The organism is Paraglaciecola chathamensis S18K6, from assembly GCA_000314955.1.
GTDB lineage: Bacteria > Pseudomonadota > Gammaproteobacteria > Enterobacterales > Alteromonadaceae > Paraglaciecola > Paraglaciecola chathamensis.
Genome location: BAEM01000034.1, coordinates 28,972 through 46,147 on the forward strand (window position 1 = coordinate 28,972; position 17,176 = coordinate 46,147).

Annotated in this window: 18 protein-coding genes; all 18 read right to left on the reverse strand. The window is 44.4% G+C overall.

Annotated elements, in window-relative coordinates; genetic code table 11:
- Window positions 1-5 precede the first annotated feature (5 nt).
- The 18 genes from GCHA_RS12735 to glyA all read right to left on the reverse strand — a co-directional run bounded on the left by GCHA_RS12735 (window position 6) and on the right by glyA (window position 17,120).
- The gene (locus tag GCHA_RS12735; protein WP_006992178.1) at window positions 6-449 is read right to left on the reverse strand and encodes a YaiI/YqxD family protein; all 444 of its coding nucleotides are present in this window, start codon (window positions 447-449) and stop codon (window positions 6-8) included.
- 121 nt (window positions 450-570) lie between these two features.
- Window positions 571-1,059 (reverse strand): phosphatidylglycerophosphatase A family protein, encoded by a 489-nt coding sequence (locus GCHA_RS12740; RefSeq protein WP_007988824.1) that lies wholly within the window; start codon window positions 1,057-1,059, stop codon window positions 571-573.
- Window positions 1,059-2,069, reverse strand: coding sequence for a thiamine-phosphate kinase (gene thiL, locus GCHA_RS12745; protein ID WP_007988826.1), 1,011 nt, complete (start codon window positions 2,067-2,069; stop codon window positions 1,059-1,061). The genes GCHA_RS12740 and thiL overlap by 1 nt, the downstream gene beginning before the upstream one ends.
- Before the next feature lie 71 nt (window positions 2,070-2,140).
- On the reverse strand, window positions 2,141-2,563 hold the full coding sequence (nusB, locus tag GCHA_RS12750; protein WP_007988828.1) for a transcription antitermination factor NusB: 423 nt from the start codon (window positions 2,561-2,563) through the stop codon (window positions 2,141-2,143).
- Window positions 2,564-3,040, reverse strand: a complete 477-nt coding sequence (ribH, locus tag GCHA_RS12755; protein ID WP_006992174.1) for a 6,7-dimethyl-8-ribityllumazine synthase — start codon at window positions 3,038-3,040, stop codon at window positions 2,564-2,566.
- Between the two features lie 299 nt (window positions 3,041-3,339).
- Window positions 3,340-4,437, reverse strand: coding sequence for a bifunctional 3,4-dihydroxy-2-butanone-4-phosphate synthase/GTP cyclohydrolase II (gene ribBA / locus GCHA_RS12760; RefSeq protein ID WP_007988830.1), 1,098 nt, complete (start codon window positions 4,435-4,437; stop codon window positions 3,340-3,342).
- 95 nt (window positions 4,438-4,532) lie between these two features.
- The gene (locus GCHA_RS12765) at window positions 4,533-5,198 is read right to left on the reverse strand and encodes a riboflavin synthase (RefSeq protein ID WP_007988832.1); all 666 of its coding nucleotides are present in this window, start codon (window positions 5,196-5,198) and stop codon (window positions 4,533-4,535) included.
- A 160-nt stretch (window positions 5,199-5,358) separates the two neighbouring features.
- Window positions 5,359-6,477 carry a bifunctional diaminohydroxyphosphoribosylaminopyrimidine deaminase/5-amino-6-(5-phosphoribosylamino)uracil reductase RibD gene (ribD, locus tag GCHA_RS12770; RefSeq protein ID WP_007988835.1) on the reverse strand — a complete coding sequence of 373 codons (1,119 nt, stop codon included), beginning with the start codon at window positions 6,475-6,477 and terminating at the stop codon, window positions 5,359-5,361.
- Between the two features lie 57 nt (window positions 6,478-6,534).
- Window positions 6,535-6,984 (reverse strand): transcriptional regulator NrdR, encoded by a 450-nt coding sequence (gene nrdR / locus GCHA_RS12775; protein WP_006992170.1) that lies wholly within the window; start codon window positions 6,982-6,984, stop codon window positions 6,535-6,537.
- A 128-nt stretch (window positions 6,985-7,112) separates the two neighbouring features.
- Window positions 7,113-7,787: an SPOR domain-containing protein gene (locus GCHA_RS12780; RefSeq protein WP_007988838.1), complete on the reverse strand. Its 675-nt coding sequence runs from the start codon at window positions 7,785-7,787 to the stop codon at window positions 7,113-7,115.
- Between the two features lie 82 nt (window positions 7,788-7,869).
- Window positions 7,870-10,950, reverse strand: coding sequence for an SPOR domain-containing protein (locus tag GCHA_RS12785; RefSeq protein WP_007988840.1), 3,081 nt, complete (start codon window positions 10,948-10,950; stop codon window positions 7,870-7,872).
- An 87-nt stretch (window positions 10,951-11,037) separates the two neighbouring features.
- Window positions 11,038-11,868 (reverse strand): fimbrial biogenesis chaperone, encoded by an 831-nt coding sequence (locus GCHA_RS12790; RefSeq protein WP_007988842.1) that lies wholly within the window; start codon window positions 11,866-11,868, stop codon window positions 11,038-11,040.
- Window positions 11,869-11,897: 29 nt separating this feature from the next.
- The gene (locus GCHA_RS12795) at window positions 11,898-12,398 is read right to left on the reverse strand and encodes a hypothetical protein (protein ID WP_007988846.1); all 501 of its coding nucleotides are present in this window, start codon (window positions 12,396-12,398) and stop codon (window positions 11,898-11,900) included.
- A 21-nt stretch (window positions 12,399-12,419) separates the two neighbouring features.
- On the reverse strand, window positions 12,420-13,019 hold the full coding sequence (locus GCHA_RS12800) for a hypothetical protein (RefSeq protein ID WP_007988848.1): 600 nt from the start codon (window positions 13,017-13,019) through the stop codon (window positions 12,420-12,422).
- A 212-nt stretch (window positions 13,020-13,231) separates the two neighbouring features.
- A complete protein-coding gene (locus GCHA_RS12805; protein ID WP_007988850.1) occupies window positions 13,232-14,323 on the reverse strand; it encodes a FlgO family outer membrane protein in 1,092 nt (363 codons plus the stop codon).
- Between the two features lie 50 nt (window positions 14,324-14,373).
- Window positions 14,374-15,042, reverse strand: coding sequence for a FlgO family outer membrane protein (locus GCHA_RS12810; RefSeq protein WP_007988853.1), 669 nt, complete (start codon window positions 15,040-15,042; stop codon window positions 14,374-14,376).
- 13 nt (window positions 15,043-15,055) lie between these two features.
- Entirely contained in the window at window positions 15,056-15,640 is a 585-nt protein-coding gene (locus GCHA_RS12815; RefSeq protein ID WP_039992452.1) for a FlgO family outer membrane protein, read from the reverse strand.
- 223 nt (window positions 15,641-15,863) lie between these two features.
- Complete coding sequence (gene glyA / locus GCHA_RS12820) at window positions 15,864-17,120, reverse strand: serine hydroxymethyltransferase (protein WP_007988858.1); 1,257 nt, start codon at window positions 17,118-17,120, stop codon at window positions 15,864-15,866.
- Window positions 17,121-17,176: the final 56 nt, after the last annotated feature.

Below are 17,176 nucleotides of genomic sequence, written 5' to 3' on the forward strand. Positions count from 1 at the left end.
ACAACCTAACGTTGAGCCAGTAGCCTATCTAGGTTATTGGCGAACGCCTGTTTCTCTTTGTTGCCATATGCACCTGGCCCACCCGTTTGCACGCCACTGCTGCGCATGGTGTCCATGAAATCACGAATATTCAAAATACTACCGATACTCTCTTTGGTGTATAGCTCACCCCGTGGATTCAACGCATGCGCGCCCTTAGCGATGACTTCTGCAGCTAACGGAATATCAGCCGTGATCACCAAGTCATTCGCAACACATTGCTCAACAATATAGTCATCGGCCACATCAAAACCACTTTGTACTTGAATACTTGTAATGTTTTTATCGGGCGGGACAGGAATATGTTGATTAGCCACCAAGGTCATTTCAACCTGTGTGCGCTGAGCGGCTTTAAATAAGATTTGTTTTACCAATACCGGACACGCATCCGCATCGACCCAAATTTTCATGATGTTCCTTTTCGATTATTCTATTAACCCTGAAGAAAGCGCACCAACACACCCATTCAAATGCACATGCTAGGGCTTCTTCAACGGATGAGCTTGCGCACGAGTGGCGATACGTAAACGCTTAAAGCCAGCCAAGATAAAGGGTGATGTGCATAAGAATAAGGGCAAATACACCAGCGAGTATGTCATCAATCATAATGCCGAACCCGCCATGCACCCGTGCGTCTAAATAACTGATTGGCCATGGCTTTAGAATATCGAGAATTCGAAATAAGACAAAGCCCAACAGCAATGTTTGCCAGTTCAAGGGAACCGCAATCATGGTGATAAGCAAGCCCGCTATTTCATCCCAGACAATAGATGAATCATCATGCACCATCATATCGTGGGCAGTTTTACCGCATAGCCAGATACCAATAAGTGATGCAAGTAGAGTCACCAGCACATACCCCGTAAGGGTCGTGCTATAGGCAAGTAAACACACCAAAGGAATGGCCGCGATCGTGCCGAAAGTGCCCGGCGCTTTTGGTGCTAAGCCGCTACCAAACCCCAAGGCTAAAAAGTGAATAGGGTTGGCAAGCGATACACGCTTTCTAATATGCCTATCCATTAGGCGCGCTTAGCGTTGTTGCAGTGCTTATTACTTGATTCGCCTGAATTAAAATGCTCAAAGCCTGTTTGACTATAGGCGTAACTTTCATCATTAAACTTCAAGTCGACCTTACCAACAGCACCGTTAATTTGGCCGATACACGTCGCCGGCACGTTACTGCAGGCTAATACACGATCAACACTGCTTTTTTGCTCTTCACTCACAGTGAAAAGTAATTCATAGTCATCGCCTGAGCTTAACGCATAATGAAACGCTGAGTCTTGATCAACCGAATCTACCATGGCGCTAGACAGAGGTAACTTATCAAGCTGTAAACAAGCACCACATTGTGACGCTTTTAAAATATGCTTGATATCGGCCAGTAAACCGTCAGAAATATCGATACAAGCGTTCGCTACACGGCGTAAACTCGTACCCGCAAATACACGAGGCGATGGATAATGCAAACGATTAAGCAAGTACGCTTTGTGCTCGGCGTTGTCAACGTCTGTATGGTCTTGCAAAATATCTAACCCGAGCCCAGCATCCCCTAGGGTGCCTGTCACGTATACAAAATCACCTGGTTTAGCCCCAGAGCGTTTTAACGCTTGATCAGCCGCGACAAAACCTTGGGCAGTAATCGTAATAGCCAAAGGTCCCTGCACCGTATCACCACCGATAAGTTGAATAGAGTAATACTCGGTCAGCTCTTTAAAGCCTTCTGAAAACGCTTTGAGCCAGTTTTCATCAACATTCGGTAAAGACAGCGATAAGCTTAACCAAGCGGGCTCAGCCCCCATAGCAGCTAAGTCGCTCAAATTTACCGCAATGGCTTTTTGTGCGATGGCTTTAGGGTCGGCATCTGGTAAAAAGTGTACGCCGCTAACGAGTGTATCTGTTGTCGTAGCAAGGGCTTGGCCAGCAGGAATTTGGGTAATGGCACAATCATCGCCTATGCCTAGCAGTACATCCTTGCGCTGAAAACTTACATCGCGAAAATAGGTATCAATTAACGAAAATTCTTTCACATTCTTATTTTAAAACTCTGAGATTAAAGGGAATACACAGCCTGTGTCACTCCCTAAAATATAACGATATCTTATGACAATTCGTGTTTGCGAAGGGTCTTAATTGCTTTGTCTAGCACACCATTGATGAACTTATGGCTCTCTTCAGCGCCGAATGACTTAGCTAACTCAATCGCTTCGTTAATCACGACTTTGTATGGGACATCAATACGCTCAACAAGTTCGTAAGTAGCCAATCGTAAAATGGCATTTTCGACAGGATCAAGTTCTTCAGGCAAACGACCTAAATAAGGCTTTATTTTCGCGTCTAACTCAGCGGTTTTACGCACAACTGCGCGAAGTAATTCAAGAAAGTACTCGGTATCTACGTCTTGCATATTATTGCTAGTGACAATACTGAGCTCTACTTGATCAAGTGGATTTTTTGACATCTGCCAAGAGTAAACGGCTTGAACCGCAAGCTCTCTGGCTTTACGACGGGCTGCTGGTTTCACCTACTCTGCCCCTTCGATATTGGCCATGACGTTCACCATTTCAAGCGCACCTAGCGCTGCTTCAGCGCCTTTATTACCTGCTTTAGTACCTGAGCGCTCTATAGCTTGCTCGATACTGTCAGTGGTGATAACGCCAAAAGAAACTGGAATACCAAACTCAAGTGAAACTTGGGCTAAGCCTTTATTACATTCGCCAGCGACGAATTCGAAGTGAGGTGTACCACCACGGATAACTGCACCTAAAGCGATAATGCCATCAAACGTGCCTTTTTCAGCTAGCTTTTTAGCCGCGATAGGAAGCTCATATGCACCAGGCACGCGAACCAATGTGATGTCTTGGCTGTTTACTTCACCGTGACGCTCAAGCGTATCAAGTGCGCCTTCAACCAAACTCTCAACAACGAAACTGTTGAAACGTGACACAACCAACGCAAATTTTTTGCCTGTTGCGCGAATATTGCCTTCAATGATATTCATGCCTAATTAGCCCTAACTATAAAAAATGGCGCGTATAATAGCACAGCACAATATGATCCCAAACAGCTTAATGCTCTGTTTATAAAATACTCATAATCGGCAAGGGATTATTGTGTAATAAAGCATTAGTAACTCACTCAGCCCTCGATGATTGCTGAATATTCGGTAAGAAAGTAGATTGATAGAGGCAATAAAAAACGCCCGTTAAACGAGCGTTTTTAGCGATGGCTTTGTCATTTACTGGTTACCTACTGATATCCTACTAAATGACAGCGATTGAAAAGGCTATAACAGTCAACTTAATCGACGTACTCAACCACTTCTAAACCATAGCCAGATAATGCGTGGTATTTCTTAGGTCGACTTAGTAAGCGCATTTTCTTCACGCCAAGGCTAGCAAGTATTTGACTACCGACCCCTACAGTGCGTGATGTGCCACTCCATGCAGCACCTACCGGCTTCTCACCGTTGTCTTCTGCTTCAAACTGTTTTACTTGCGTCAATAAATCTTCGTCTTTACCCAATAACACCAAAACCCCACCTTCAGCGGCGATACGTTTTAATGCTTGCGGTAAGTTCATGCTGCGCTCAATAGCGCGCTCTGAACCAAGTAAATCACTTAGTGTATTGTGTAAATGCACACGCACCAATGTTGGTTCATTCGCATTGATATCCCCTTTGCTCAGCGCAAAGTGCACTTGGTTATCAATTGAATCTTTGAAAGTGACTAAATCAAACTCACCGTACTCTGTAGGCAATTTGCATTTTGCCACTTGCTCAATCGTGGTTTCGTTTAGGTTACGATACTCAATCAGATCGGCAATGGTACCAATTTTAAGGTCATGCTTTTTCGCGAACTCTTGTAGCTCAGGGCCGCGGGCCATGGTGCCGTCTTCGTTGAGTATTTCAACGATCACTGAGGCGGGCTCTAATCCAGCTAAGCGCGGTAAATCCACGCCCGCTTCAGTGTGCCCAGCGCGATTCAACACCCCGCCTTCTTTGGCGATAAGAGGGAATATATGCCCTGGCTGTACGATGTCATTGGCTGTTGCATCTGGGGCAACCGCCGCCAAAATAGTCCTTGCGCGATCCGCCGCGGAAATACCTGTAGTCACCCCTTCGCGTGCTTCAATAGATACAGTGAAGTTCGTCGAGAACTGTGCGCCATTATTATCAACCATTAACGGCAAATTCAAACGTTTACAACGCTCAGCTGTCATGGGTAAACAAACCAAACCCCGTGCGTGAGTTACCATAAAGTTAATGTCTTTAGGGGTAACGCACTCGGCGGCCATAATCAAATCGCCTTCGTTTTCACGATCTTCGTCATCCATCAAGATAACCATTTTGCCAAGACGAATGTCTTCGATAATTTCTGCTGTTGTGTTCATTGCCATAATATTATGATTCTTTCTGGTTGTGTCCTAGGGTGAGCAGTTATCTGCAAATGTCATTGTGTGCTAAAGCACACCTTTATTTCTCAGCATGTGTCCTAGCGTAAATAGCCGTTCTCGGCCAGAAACGCCATGCTGATATCTGATTTTTGTTGGCCTGATTGTGCCGCTTTATCACCGAGCATTAAACGCTCTAAGTAACGAGCAACCACATCAACTTCCAAATTAATTTTAGTGCCTTTTTTGTAGCCACCAATAATGGTTTCCTGCAAGCTGTGCGGAATCAGCGTAATCAAAAATTTAGCACCATCGACGGCATTCACCGTCAAACTCACACCATCTACCGTGATAGAGCCTTTTTCTGCTAAATAGCGCGCTAAATCATTGGGTGCTTGAACCCAAATTTCCACATAACGCCCTACTGGGTTAATAGAAATCACTTCGCCAACACCGTCGACGTGACCGCTAACAATATGCCCACCAAAACGAGAGCTAGGTAACATGGCTTTTTCTAAATTAACCTTGCTACCGGCTTTATAGTCAGCAAAGCCACTGCGCTTTATGGTCTCGTGAGACACATCAGCACTGAAACCACTTGCGCTCATGTCTACCACGGTTAAACACACACCATTGTTGGCGATGCTGTCACCGAGAGCAACATCGGACATATCTAATTTATTTACCCGAATTCGTAAGCGAATATCATCGCCCGTTGGGGTTAAGGATTCGATGTGCCCTACATCTTCTATTATTCCGGTAAACATAATGTCTTTTCACTCATCTTATACGTGCAGTCTTTGTTACTCACACCGCTTGTCTTTATTGCTCCGCTTTTCGTAAAACGGACGACTAGTTCTACACACCACTTACCTCAAATGCGCCGAACATAGCTGCAATTTACAGGTCAATGGCATGGATATTACATTAGGTTAAGCGTGCCGTTAGCTTTAAATCAGGCCCCACTTGGCGTACATCCTGCCATTGTAATTCAAAAGCTTGCTGCATTTGGGTTAATTCGTCTACAGCAAATAAATCTCGGCCTTTATCCCCTAATAGTTTGGGCGCTTGGTACAAAATCAATTCATCGATCAATTTATTCTGCAATAAGGCCCCTGCAAGCTTAGCCCCTGCTTCGACCCATATTTGATTAAAGCCACGCTGGCCAAGGTGTTTCATCACATCCTGCAGGTCAAGTTGCGCACCGTTCGAAAGGGCTTGATATTGTTCAACGTGCGCCGGAAAATCAGCTGTATTTGGCTGGCTATTGATAATCACAATGGGTGACGATAAAGAAAATAAATGCAGGTCGGGGCGCATCTGGTTTCGCCCGTCGAGTAAAATACGCACTGGCTGGCGTAAGTTTTCTTCTGACAGCTCACTTTTGACATTGCCTAATTCACTGTACCTTACATTCAATGAAGGGTTATCGGCCAAAACCGTGCCAGAGCCCGATAATATCGCACAACTCTTTGCACGATGACGCTGCACATCTTCACGAGCAAGTGGACCGGTTATCCACTGGCTTTCACCATTATTTAATGCGGTTTTACCATCTAAGCTTGATGCCAGCTTAACGGTGACCCAAGGTATGCCGGTTTTCATTCGCTTAATAAAACCAAGGTTTAGCGCCTTGGCTTCACGCTCAAGAAGACCGCTGCTGACGGCAACACCGGCGTCGCTTAGTTTTTGTAAGCCACTACCTGCCACTAAAGGGTTTGGGTCAACCATGGCGGCTACAACACGGCTCACCCCTGCTTTTATTAACGCTTCAGAGCACGGGCCAGTGCGGCCATGATGATTGCACGGCTCTAACGTGACATAAGCAGTTGCGCCTTTAGTGCGCTCACCTGCTTGGGCAATGGCATGAATTTCAGCGTGAGGAGTACCAGCCTTTTGGTGCCAGCCTTGGCCTACAATGTTGCCCTTTGGATCAGTGATCACGCAACCCACATTGGGATTCGGAGAAGTAGTATATTGGCCTTTTTCAGCCAAGCGGATAGCCAGAGCCATCATTTTTGCGTCAAGCGCAGAGAATTGCGTCACTCTACAACCTTATTTATTCAACTCATGAAGCATACAAATGCATTAACGAATAACGCGCTAATCACCCAAACGCGCAATTTCCTCACCGAACTCGCGAATATCTTCAAACGAGCGGTACACAGAAGCAAAGCGCACGTAAGCGACTTTATCGAGTTCTTTAAGGGCATCCATAATCAAGTTGCCCAAGTATTCACTGGTAATTTCACGCTCACCTGTGGCGCGCATAGCCGATTTAAGCCGACTAATACACTGCTCGACTTGTTCGGTGCTTACGGGGCGTTTTTCAAGGGCGCGCTGCAAACCAGCGCGCAGCTTATCCTCGTTAAACGGCTCACGGGAGCCATCACGTTTAACCACACGAGGCATCACCAATTCAGCCATTTCAAAGGTAGTGAAACGCTCTTTACACATAGTACATTCACGACGACGGCGCACTTGATGCCCATCAGCCACTAAGCGAGAGTCAATCACCTTGGTTTCTTGGATAGAACAGAAGGGACAAAACATAACGTTCTCTTGTACCGGAAATTTGCCCGTAAATTACCAAAAAAACGCCAAAGTTGATAGGGAAATAGAATGACAACGCAATAGAGGCACCGTAGTTACGACACCTCCCGATGAGCATAAGTGCCTAATCAGATGACATTCAACCCACTGCTGTTACTAACAATACAGTTCGCGCCTAACTTTTTAAGTGTTGAACAACCTTGTTTTGCTAGCTTCTCGGTTGAATAAAAACCTGCTTTAATTCGATAATACGTTACACCAGATAACACGACTTCTTGATATATAGCCTGCCGGTTATTCAACTCTGGTGAATATGATTTTTGCAATGTGCGCCAAGAGGTAAGTAACTTATTTTTGTCAGTCACAGCTGATAACTGCAAGGTATACTGACCCATTGGGGGCTTAACCTGAATAGGTGCAGGCGCACTATCGTTTACATTTTCTGCCTCATCACTACCTTGAGTCGTAATACTGCGTTTTGCGTTTTGTGGTGCTTTAGCCACCTTATCGGGCATTGGATTAATCTTATTTGACTTAGCGGTTTGCGCAGAACTCTCAACCTTTTCTTCCGCTTGTAACCTAGTGTCTTCATCAATTTTCTCTTGCGCTTCAGCCGCTTGAGCTATTTGGTTTAACTGCGCAATCAGCGCTTTAAGTTCAGGCTCAAGTGCAGCGAGACGCTGCAAACTTGGTTTCATTCTTTCAAACTCGGCCATGGTATCGTGAAACTCTTGTGCACTGAGCCCGTTTGGCACTTCGGCAATCTGCGGTTTGGGCGCACTAGAACATCCGTTAAGCAACACAAGGCCGCCTAGCAACGCCGATAATTTCGCGGTGTGGCAGAAATAAAATTTTCTAGTATTCATTGTCTATATCTCGACTAACTTAAATATCAAAGGTAAAGGGAGCGACATTGCACGAAATGTTTTTCGCTGCAAAACGTGCGCAAACTGCATTTGCGTATGCTTGTTTAGGGTAAAACGCCACGTTCAAAGTATATTTCTTGTCACCATCCGCTTTGTAATAAAAAGGTTTAGGGTCAACGACGTATACACCTTTCTTAATCAAAATCTGCCAAAATGCCTTTAGCATTCTAAGTGAATTGAATTCACCAATTGAAACTACATACCCTTCAGCAGCTTCTCGCTCTTGCAAAGTGAAATCAGCACCGTTCACTATTTCACCAGCACTGGCAAGGCTGACTTCCATCACCTTACCACCGCGCAAGTTTTTCTTTTCTAGGTAACTTGCATCAATGCGCATTTGATAATCATCTGGCAGCAAATCGGTAAATAAGTAGTAGCCGTCAAACTCTGTCACAGTGCTGTTTACTTCGTTACCTTTACTATCATACAAACGAATAGGGGCATAAGTAGCCACTTCTTCATCACCGCTCGCATTGCTGACGTAAACAACCCCTTCTAGCTCACCAGATTGCACCACTGGGAAATCAAGTACATCTAGATGCCCAGCTCGCGGTGTAACCGACACACCTGGAATAGCATTGATCAAAAAGGGATCTTCAAGACTGCGCCTATCTAGCACTATGTCCGTTCGCACGTTATTGGTCATGCTGCTTAGCATAGCCACACCTGTTTTATCAGTGGTGCCGTGGCGATAATTTTGCAGTGCTTTAATTTTCGCGTTCTCGATTAACGGTTCATCGTTATCAAACTGACCATTTAAGTTTAAATCTTCAAATACCCTAACAGCCATTGCACCGCTACTGGCCATTGAACGGCGGTTCATAAAGAATTGCTCGCCAAGTGGGTCATAACCAAAACTAAACCGCATATTCAAACCGACCGACCAATCTCCGTCTTTATCGTATTCAGTGTCAGCAGTGAAATAGAACAAGTCATGCTGCCAATTCAAACCCAGTTTCGCTCGGTAATCATCAAACTGTGGATAGTAGATAATTTCAAGTTGACTTTGCAGTTCTGTGGTCAGAGGCATGTACAATTCAGTACTGACTTGCTCTAGTTGTGATTCAGGTTTAATTGAATAGATTGCGTTCAAACGCGTAAAAATGCGGCCAAAACTCTTTTGTAAACGTAATGTGCCGCTAAATTGCTCTTCGGTGAATTCGTCGTCTGTTTTAAGCCAATTCAATTCATGGGACACATAGAGTAAGCGACTATTAATCGATAACTGGTTTGAGAATAAATCACTGCGTAAACCATCTTCAAGCGTGGTGTGACGCCACTCGTTTTGGTAGTTAACCCCAAAGCTACTTGCTTTGTATAACTCACCTGACATATTCAAAGCGAATTGCTGATATAACTGGGTATCATCTAAATTGGTTTGTTCATCGTTTAACTGCTCGTCCGTGAATAACACGCTACGTTCGTCCAGATAATAATCAGCGCTTAACGCAGTATCACCGATGCGAGTTCGGGCACCAAATTCAGCTCGGGTTTGTTGGTCTTGATTAATTTGCACTATGCCGTCGAGTAACACCCGATCAAACAGTGCTAAGTTTGAGCCTAAAGAGAAATATTGTTGATCTTCTCCTTCATCAGCCAATAAAGATGAAACGCCCGCGCTCAGTGAAAACCAATCAGTGATACCTCTGTTATATACCCCCGAAAGCAGTACTCCAGGGTCTTGCGCAGTGCTAACAGTAGAAACTCCGAACAATGACTCCCCCACATCAGCAACAGAGAAGCGATATTGCCCTTCGCCCTGCTCTACTGAGTTAGTGGTAATAAAATATTGTTCAGTTTTACTTTCAATTTGCCCTTGAGGTCCGTACATGATGAGCTCGAACTGGTTATCACCAAACAGTAAGTCTACGTCGTTAAACTCATATCGTCCGCTTTGCAGGCTCATTTGCTGGTCGATCAATATTCCATTTCGATAGAGCTCTATGTCCCATCCCAACTGAATATCACCGGTAAGATTAATCGTTTTATTATCATTAATTTGTGCGAGCTCACGGTTCGTTACGCTGAAGCCGCGACTTTGCGAGGCGGTATTACCGATCCCGACGTTAACCGGGGTGATATCACCGAATTGCACTTGGGTGGCATTCAACGGACCAAGTAAATCCCCATTTAATGATTCCTTTGACAGCGTTAAGCGCACATCGCTAAGCTCGTCTTGATCGTTACCCGCGACAAAAAATTGACTGTTTAAGTATGCAAAATCATGACTACCTAAAACAGAGTAGCGAGCGCTGTCACGATCAGGGTCAATCGTGCTGGCTAACTGCACATCAACTAACGGAGCGGTTATCGCTTGGTAATTCGACTGCAGCATAGGCAGCACCGCCTCACCTCGACCTGAACCTTGATTTACGCGGCGGCTCTGGCGCGCTAGACGCTGCTCAATCGGTAACGGAGTATCTGAATCGGTGAATAATTCTAGGTTAGCAAAATCGAAGTTGAACTCTAACCCCATCCACTGACTTATTGCATCAGCTTCAACATAAATATCGCCATCATCGGTTAGGGTGTAATCTTGGTTATTAAGCTTATACTCTTGCCCATTCACCGTGACTTCAATAGGTTCCCCCTGAACGGTAGGCAGTTGTAAATCAAAGGTGTTGTCTTCACGAATAAACCAACCTGACGCCCCGCCTGCATGGACCGCGCTGTTTTCGGGCTCAACAAACTGAATAGGAAAATCAAGCGTTTCGAATAAGGTCATCAGGCTAACGTGTGCTTGCTTGGCGCTTTTAATCGCGTACACATCAGCCAAATAAAGCTTACCTATGTTCAGCGATAGAAATAGCTCCTCACCTGGAGCAAAGCGAGAAGACACAGCGCTTTTATCCACTGTATCAAGTGCATTAGTTTTGATTGGCTGCTGATATTTTTGGTTTATATCTTTGAGTAATTCAATCAACTGCTTGTTGTGCATCGCAGAAGGCAACACAGACTTTTGGCTAGCATGCACCACACTTCCACCAACCATTAATGCGCAGGTTGTGCCGAGAGTGATAGATTTGATTGTTTGGCGCATAAAGTTCCATTTCCGATTAACAGAACTTATTTAGCAAAGCCCACGCCAGTTTTGCGCCGAATAATTGACAGTGCTATATCTGAATTATTATTTCTGTATCAGGGGGGTAATTTCAAATGTCTTGTTTTCTAGTTGGCGTCCTGAGTATTCTCCTTGTCCTTCGTAAATAATTGACAAGGAACCAGCGCTAGGCTCAAAAGCGTTGCCAACCCAGATCAAATTAGCAGTCGCCTTATCTAACTCGGCATAAACACTATAACCACTTAGTCGTGCTACAACTACAGGCTCAGCACTACTCCCTTCAGATAACCAATACGCGGTGATATTTCCATAAGAAGAGTACTTACCAACGCGAGTAAAATCGACTGAAACGTTTCCTTTTTCATCCTCTGGATTAAACGTAAAATTAACTTTGCTAGCTTTCACCTCTAAGTTGTTATCTCCTTGGCGAACGATTACAGGCAGTGAATAGCTCATGCGCAGTTTTAAGTCTATTGCGAAACCCGTTTGCTTAGGAGCCGTTTTATCTTGGGAAGGCAGTGCTCGTAGAGTCAAGTGCGATCTATATTCGCCTGGTTTCAAACCTTTTGGTTTTCTTAACGCTAGCTTCACAACTTGCCTTTCATTAGGCTGTAAAGTGACTTGGCGTGGACTATAACGCAACATATTGCTCGCTATGGGAAAGTCACTTTCATTACTTATAGCTTCATAGCCACCATGTTCGAGAGCTTTTTTCTGTTGCCACTCAATACGATAAGTTTTCACACTATCACTAGTATTAATTAAAACAATTTCTTTTGAACGCTCTCTCGAATCAAATGCCACGTGAGTTGGTGATACAAGTAAACTTGCTTGCACACCACTAGCAGTAACCAACAATAAAAATGTTAACACACTAACGCAGATCCTAATTTTCATTAACCTTCCTTCAAAAAGATAAGTTGATTTTAATAATTGATAGTAAAGCGAATGCTAAAAATGAAATCCGTATCTAAATAACTTTGCCCAGTACCCGAGGACTCAATCGTACCTCCGAGCAACATACTTGCCTCTCCTGCACCATCTGTTGTTACCGAGGCTGGTATATCTAAGTCTGTCAAAATAAATTCCGCTGAATTACCTGACTGAACTCGCCCCGTAGTCGGAGTGATAGGATTAAGATATAAAGTCGTATAGGCAGGGTAATTAATAAACTTTAGCAGGGCTGGTGCGCCTGGCGTTATTATTCGAAGCGAGTTAGATGAAAATGACTGGCCATATCGAGTTACTGTGAGCTCGCTGACATTCGAGTTATTAACAATGGAGAACTTACCAAAATCGAGATTCTCTTCAAAAATGATTTCAGCAAACGTACATTGCTGATAAAAAATCAGCAATGTACCAGCTTTTAGTACAAGACGAATAGTATTCGCTAAAAATTGACCGTAACAAAAAATTATATTATCCATAACAGTCAACTCAAATGCATTTTAATACTCAACGACTATGTCGTAATTACCACTGTAGACCGCATCAATATACGCAGTAGTACTAGCTGCATCATCGGTATTTAACGTCGCACCGACAGCAAACGTTACTTCGCCCGCGGCGTCAGTTTGCAAATTAGAAGCGGCATAAGCAGTATTTGCATTCGGCCCAGTTAGTATGTATCCACTCCAGTTATCTGCTATGAGTTTAGGTGCAGAAGGAGGAGCTGAAGCACCGGTTAAATTAATATCACCAGTTGGTACTGTCAGTGTCAAGGAAGTAAAAGGTGCCACACCAGATACAGCGTATTCCCCTGGAGTGCCAGGTACCAAAATCTGCATAACTGCCGCAGGCCCGCCAGAAGCTGGCGTTGACGGATCGATTGTAGGATTCGCAGGAATAATTATTGATGCTTGCACAGTACCCGCTGGGTCAGCAGTTGCTCGTACCGTACCAAATGAAATGGCTGCAGTTTCATCTAGCGTGAAGGCATTTTGAACCGTTGCAGTTGCGACTGAAGACACTGTTTCTTGAGCTTGAGCTGCACTTACTAATAAAAGTGATGCTGCTAATCCGGCAGCTATTTTGTTCATTTTTGTCATCGTGGTTCCCTATCTTTAAATAAACGTAATGTAGTTAGCGCCAAAATAAACACGCTTGTTTACTAAGGGCTAACTCATTTATCGGTGGGATTAGCATTTTATTGAGCAAATAATTCAACTTTCGTCTAAAAATCATAAATTAATTTGTAAACCCGAAGAATTTATCGCCTAAAAATTATACAATTAGGGCATTATGTATATTTTTTGAGCATCTAAGGTTTCATTTGCGCTAAAAGCCCTCTAGGAACAAAAGTACTGGCTGCAGCGATAACACTGTTATCATTGACAGATACTACCCGGCTGTTGATTTTCACGCCACGAGGCGTCGCCACTAATGTGCCTGTGAGCACATAATCCATATTGGTTTGGCCGTTAAGTTGCGCGCCATTGCGTGATAGCGCCAGATCTCCCATAGCCGACACGTCAATGTGCTTCGTCAGCTTAAAATCCACCACGTTAACGCCATAACGTGGCAGCTCAGTCGCTAGCGCTTCTGCAAATTGATTACCTAAGCTACTGGAATTTCTTAATGTTTCATCAAAATCCACAAAGCTAGCCACGCCAACTGTAGTGCCTTCTATGGCTGAAAATTTTGCAAGCTTACCAGCCAATTGCTGAGCGTAGTCATCTAGCTGCACTTTGCTGTTAGCAAAAATGCCACCATAAGTTGTGCCGTTACGCCCGATCGACTTATCAGGTTTTAGTTCATCATTTGAGGTAGCCTGAGAGTTGTCAGGCGAGTTTTGGTTATTGAGCGCTTTATATCGCTGAGTGCGCGCTAGTTTCTGCAGGTCGGTCATTAACTGTGTCAATTCTGCCGGTGTATCAACCAGTGGGGCAAGTGGATTGGCATAAGAAGTATTACCGCTATTAACGTTGTTAACATTAATTGAGGTATTCGTGTCGCCTGAATTGATAGTTTGTGAGCCTCCAACTGAAATACCGTTACTTTTCGTACCATTAGCCTTGTCTTGGACATATTGTGGTTGGCCGAGCATATATTGCTCAAGAGAAGGCGAACTACCGATGATCGACATCTTACTCAAGGCATCAATCAGAAAAGCAAGATCTTCTTCGTTTTTCACCAGTCGCTCTAACGCGGGTTTCTGGGCTTCCCATTCGATTTTTTGTTGTTCCAACATGGCTTTTAATTCAAGGTATTGCGGGTCGCTTTTATCAACTACGATGTCATCTTCGCCTTGAAACATAGAACAACCACAAAGCGATATTAACATCAACCCAGCGCAGCCGGCTCTTGACAGCACGCTAATCGTTTTCGCGTTATCCATAATAAATTTACTCACAATACACCTCAGAATGTCTACCAACACGAAATCAAATTAAACGAATAGCGTTAGCTCTCTTCGTTTTGCTTAAACTTAAGGCTGATACCTGGCTTCCCTTGACTGCGGTGCAATGCATTTACGACGCTAGCCGGAATGAACCCTTGCGCGCTAGACAACACCTTTTTAGTATTAATTGATACCATTCTAGCGTTAACAATTACGCCATCTTGATGCTTCACCATGGTGCCGCCCATTACGTATTGCACAGGCATATCTGGGTTTAACTCTTCATAATCTCGGCTGAAGTTAAAATCGCCAGTGGGGGTCACGCGGATAAAATCTGAGCTTTTGAAGTCCAATACGTTTAATCCAAATTGATGCAACTCATGCATAAAGCTTTCTGATAATTGATTGCCAAGTAAGTCGGTTTCATCAAAGCTGCCGTCAAGATATACGAAGCTAGTCACGCCTATGTCCATCGTGCTCTCTGGATTGTCCATGTTGGCAATCAAGTCTTGCATTATGCCTTGCACATAATGGTTTACGTCACCTACTTCAACGCGTTTATAAATGTCTGACATGCGCTGATTATTGAAGCGACTAACTGATCCCATCGCTTGTTCGCTTGAGTCGGTTGCTTGCATTTCTTGTACTTGCTCGTCGCTCGAAAACCAACTTGAGCATGACGTACTTAAGAAGCACATGAGTGGTATGGCGGCTAGTTTTATCAATTTCATAATGGGCTCACTTTTATAATGACGAGCGATACAGCTTGTTGTGTTTCATCTGGATTTGATTGGCATTTAGACCAATCACACTATTAGGGACATTGTCTGATACAGCAGCAATAACAGTACCTTCACGCAAATCTAATAATCTGGCATTGACGGTAGTCATCTGATTACCTTGAAGTAGCGTACCCACAACCATGTAGCGCACATCTATATCTTTGCTGATATCACCACTGTCACGGCTTAAAAGACGTTCATGGTCTTTGAATAATTGCACTTGATTCGCAGCCCGAATCTCAACCACATTGAAACCGCGTTGAGTAGATACCGACAACATACTTTCTTGCAGCTGCAAGCCCAACATATTCAAGGAATGATTCGCTTTTGATAACGCTAAACTTTCTAATTCAGTAAAACTCACGACCGCTAAATTGCCGTATTCTATTGGCGTTAAGCTGGCAAACAATTTATTGGCTATCTGTTCGGTGTGCAGTAATAAAGGCTCTTCGGCCACAATCTGCCCTTCTTCGGCATCTTCTTGCCATGAAGGTAAATGGGCACAGCCAGAAAGGATTAACGCCAGTAGGCTCAAAAAAATCTTCAAAACATAAGCTCCGCATCATCAACGCGTTGCAGCCGCCAACCTTATGGCGCAACGCTAAAACATGATTGAAGCGTCAAAAAACAGTGCTTCAATACTCAGTATTAATGCTTTCAGCAAATATCAGGCCATAAAAAAATCCGTTGAGGACACCCTCAACGGATTTTTGCTAAATCGTTTAAAGTAATGCGTTAGCTTAATTTTCTTTTATTAAGCTAAATCAAACCTAAGCGTATACAGGGAACTTGCCGCAAAGGGTTAATACTTCGCCTTTTACGCGCTCGATAACGGCATCGTCTTCGATGTTGTCGATAACGTCACAAATCCAAGTGGCAACTTGTTTGGCCTGTTCTTCTTTGAAGCCACGGCGAGTAATAGCGGGTGAGCCGATACGTAAACCACTGGTCACAAACGGTGAACGTGGGTCGTTTGGTACCGAGTTTTTGTTCACTGTTATGTTCGCGCGACCCAGGGCTGCGTCAGCATCTTTACCTGTGATGTCTTTGCTGATCAAATCAAGCAAGAACAAGTGGTTGTCAGTGCCGCCAGATACAATGTCGTATCCGCGTTCTTGCATTACGCTGACCATGGCCTTGGCGTTAAGCAATACTTGCTGTTGGTATGCTTTGAACTCAGGTTGTAATGCTTCTTTGAATGCAACGGCTTTCGCTGCAATCACGTGACATAAAGGGCCACCTTGGTTACCAGGGAATACCGAGCTGTTAAGCTTTTTGTAAATGGTTTCATCGCCACAGGCTGATAAAATCAAACCGCCACGTGGGCCCGCTAGGGTTTTATGGGTGGTGGTTGTCACCACATGCGCATGAGGCAACGGGTTAGGATACAAACCTGCTGCCACTAAACCGGCTACGTGAGCCATATCCACTAATAAGTAAGCACCTACTTTGTCCGCGATTTCACGGAAACGCTGCCAATCAACAATACCTGAGTACGCTGAGAAACCACCGATGATCATTTTTGGTTTATGCTCAACTGCTAGGGCTTCTACCGCGTCGTAATCGATTTTGCCAGTTTGCTCATCAATACCGTACTGAACTGCGTTATACGTTTTGCCCGAGAAGCTAACGTGTGCACCGTGCGTTAGGTGACCACCGTGGGCCAAGCTCATACCTAATACGGTATCGCCAGCTTCAAGCAGCGCCATAAATACGGCTGAGTTAGCTTGTGAACCAGAGTGAGGCTGCACGTTCGCATAATCAGCGCCGAATAATTGATTAGCACGCTCAATCGCTAAGTCTTCTGCGATATCAACGTATTCACAACCGCCGTAGTAACGCTTGTGCGGGTAACCTTCAGCGTATTTGTTAGTAAGCTGTGAGCCTTGGGCTTCAAGTACGCGCGGGCTACAGTAGTTTTCAGAGGCGATCAGTTCAATGTGATCTTCTTGGCGCTGGGTTTCTTGCGCGATAGCTTGACTCAACTCGGGATCAAAATCGGCAATATTCATGTCACGTGATAACATCAGTTCTCCTCGGGGGCCGTTACACTTGCTCGATAAAAGTCGCTTAGCTGCATGCG

What these genes read in the sequence shown, in the direction of transcription:
- GCHA_RS12795 (WP_007988846.1), bottom strand. Translation starts at nt 12,398, where the DNA reads ATGGATAATATAATTTTTTGTTACGGTCAATTTTTAGCGAATACTATT.
- GCHA_RS12800 (WP_007988848.1), bottom strand. Translation starts at nt 13,019, where the DNA reads ATGACAAAAATGAACAAAATAGCTGCCGGATTAGCAGCATCACTTTTA.
- GCHA_RS12740 (WP_007988824.1), bottom strand. Translation starts at nt 1,059, where the DNA reads ATGGATAGGCATATTAGAAAGCGTGTATCGCTTGCCAACCCTATTCAC.
- glyA (WP_007988858.1), bottom strand. Translation starts at nt 17,120, where the DNA reads ATGTTATCACGTGACATGAATATTGCCGATTTTGATCCCGAGTTGAGT.
- GCHA_RS12790 (WP_007988842.1), bottom strand. Translation starts at nt 11,868, where the DNA reads ATGAAAATTAGGATCTGCGTTAGTGTGTTAACATTTTTATTGTTGGTT.
- GCHA_RS12810 (WP_007988853.1), bottom strand. Translation starts at nt 15,042, where the DNA reads ATGAAATTGATAAAACTAGCCGCCATACCACTCATGTGCTTCTTAAGT.
- GCHA_RS12785 (WP_007988840.1), bottom strand. Translation starts at nt 10,950, where the DNA reads ATGCGCCAAACAATCAAATCTATCACTCTCGGCACAACCTGCGCATTA.
- GCHA_RS12765 (WP_007988832.1), bottom strand. Translation starts at nt 5,198, where the DNA reads ATGTTTACCGGAATAATAGAAGATGTAGGGCACATCGAATCCTTAACC.
- ribH (WP_006992174.1), bottom strand. Translation starts at nt 3,040, where the DNA reads ATGAATATCATTGAAGGCAATATTCGCGCAACAGGCAAAAAATTTGCG.
- nrdR (WP_006992170.1), bottom strand. Translation starts at nt 6,984, where the DNA reads ATGTTTTGTCCCTTCTGTTCTATCCAAGAAACCAAGGTGATTGACTCT.
- GCHA_RS12735 (WP_006992178.1), bottom strand. Translation starts at nt 449, where the DNA reads ATGAAAATTTGGGTCGATGCGGATGCGTGTCCGGTATTGGTAAAACAA.
- ribBA (WP_007988830.1), bottom strand. Translation starts at nt 4,437, where the DNA reads ATGGCAATGAACACAACAGCAGAAATTATCGAAGACATTCGTCTTGGC.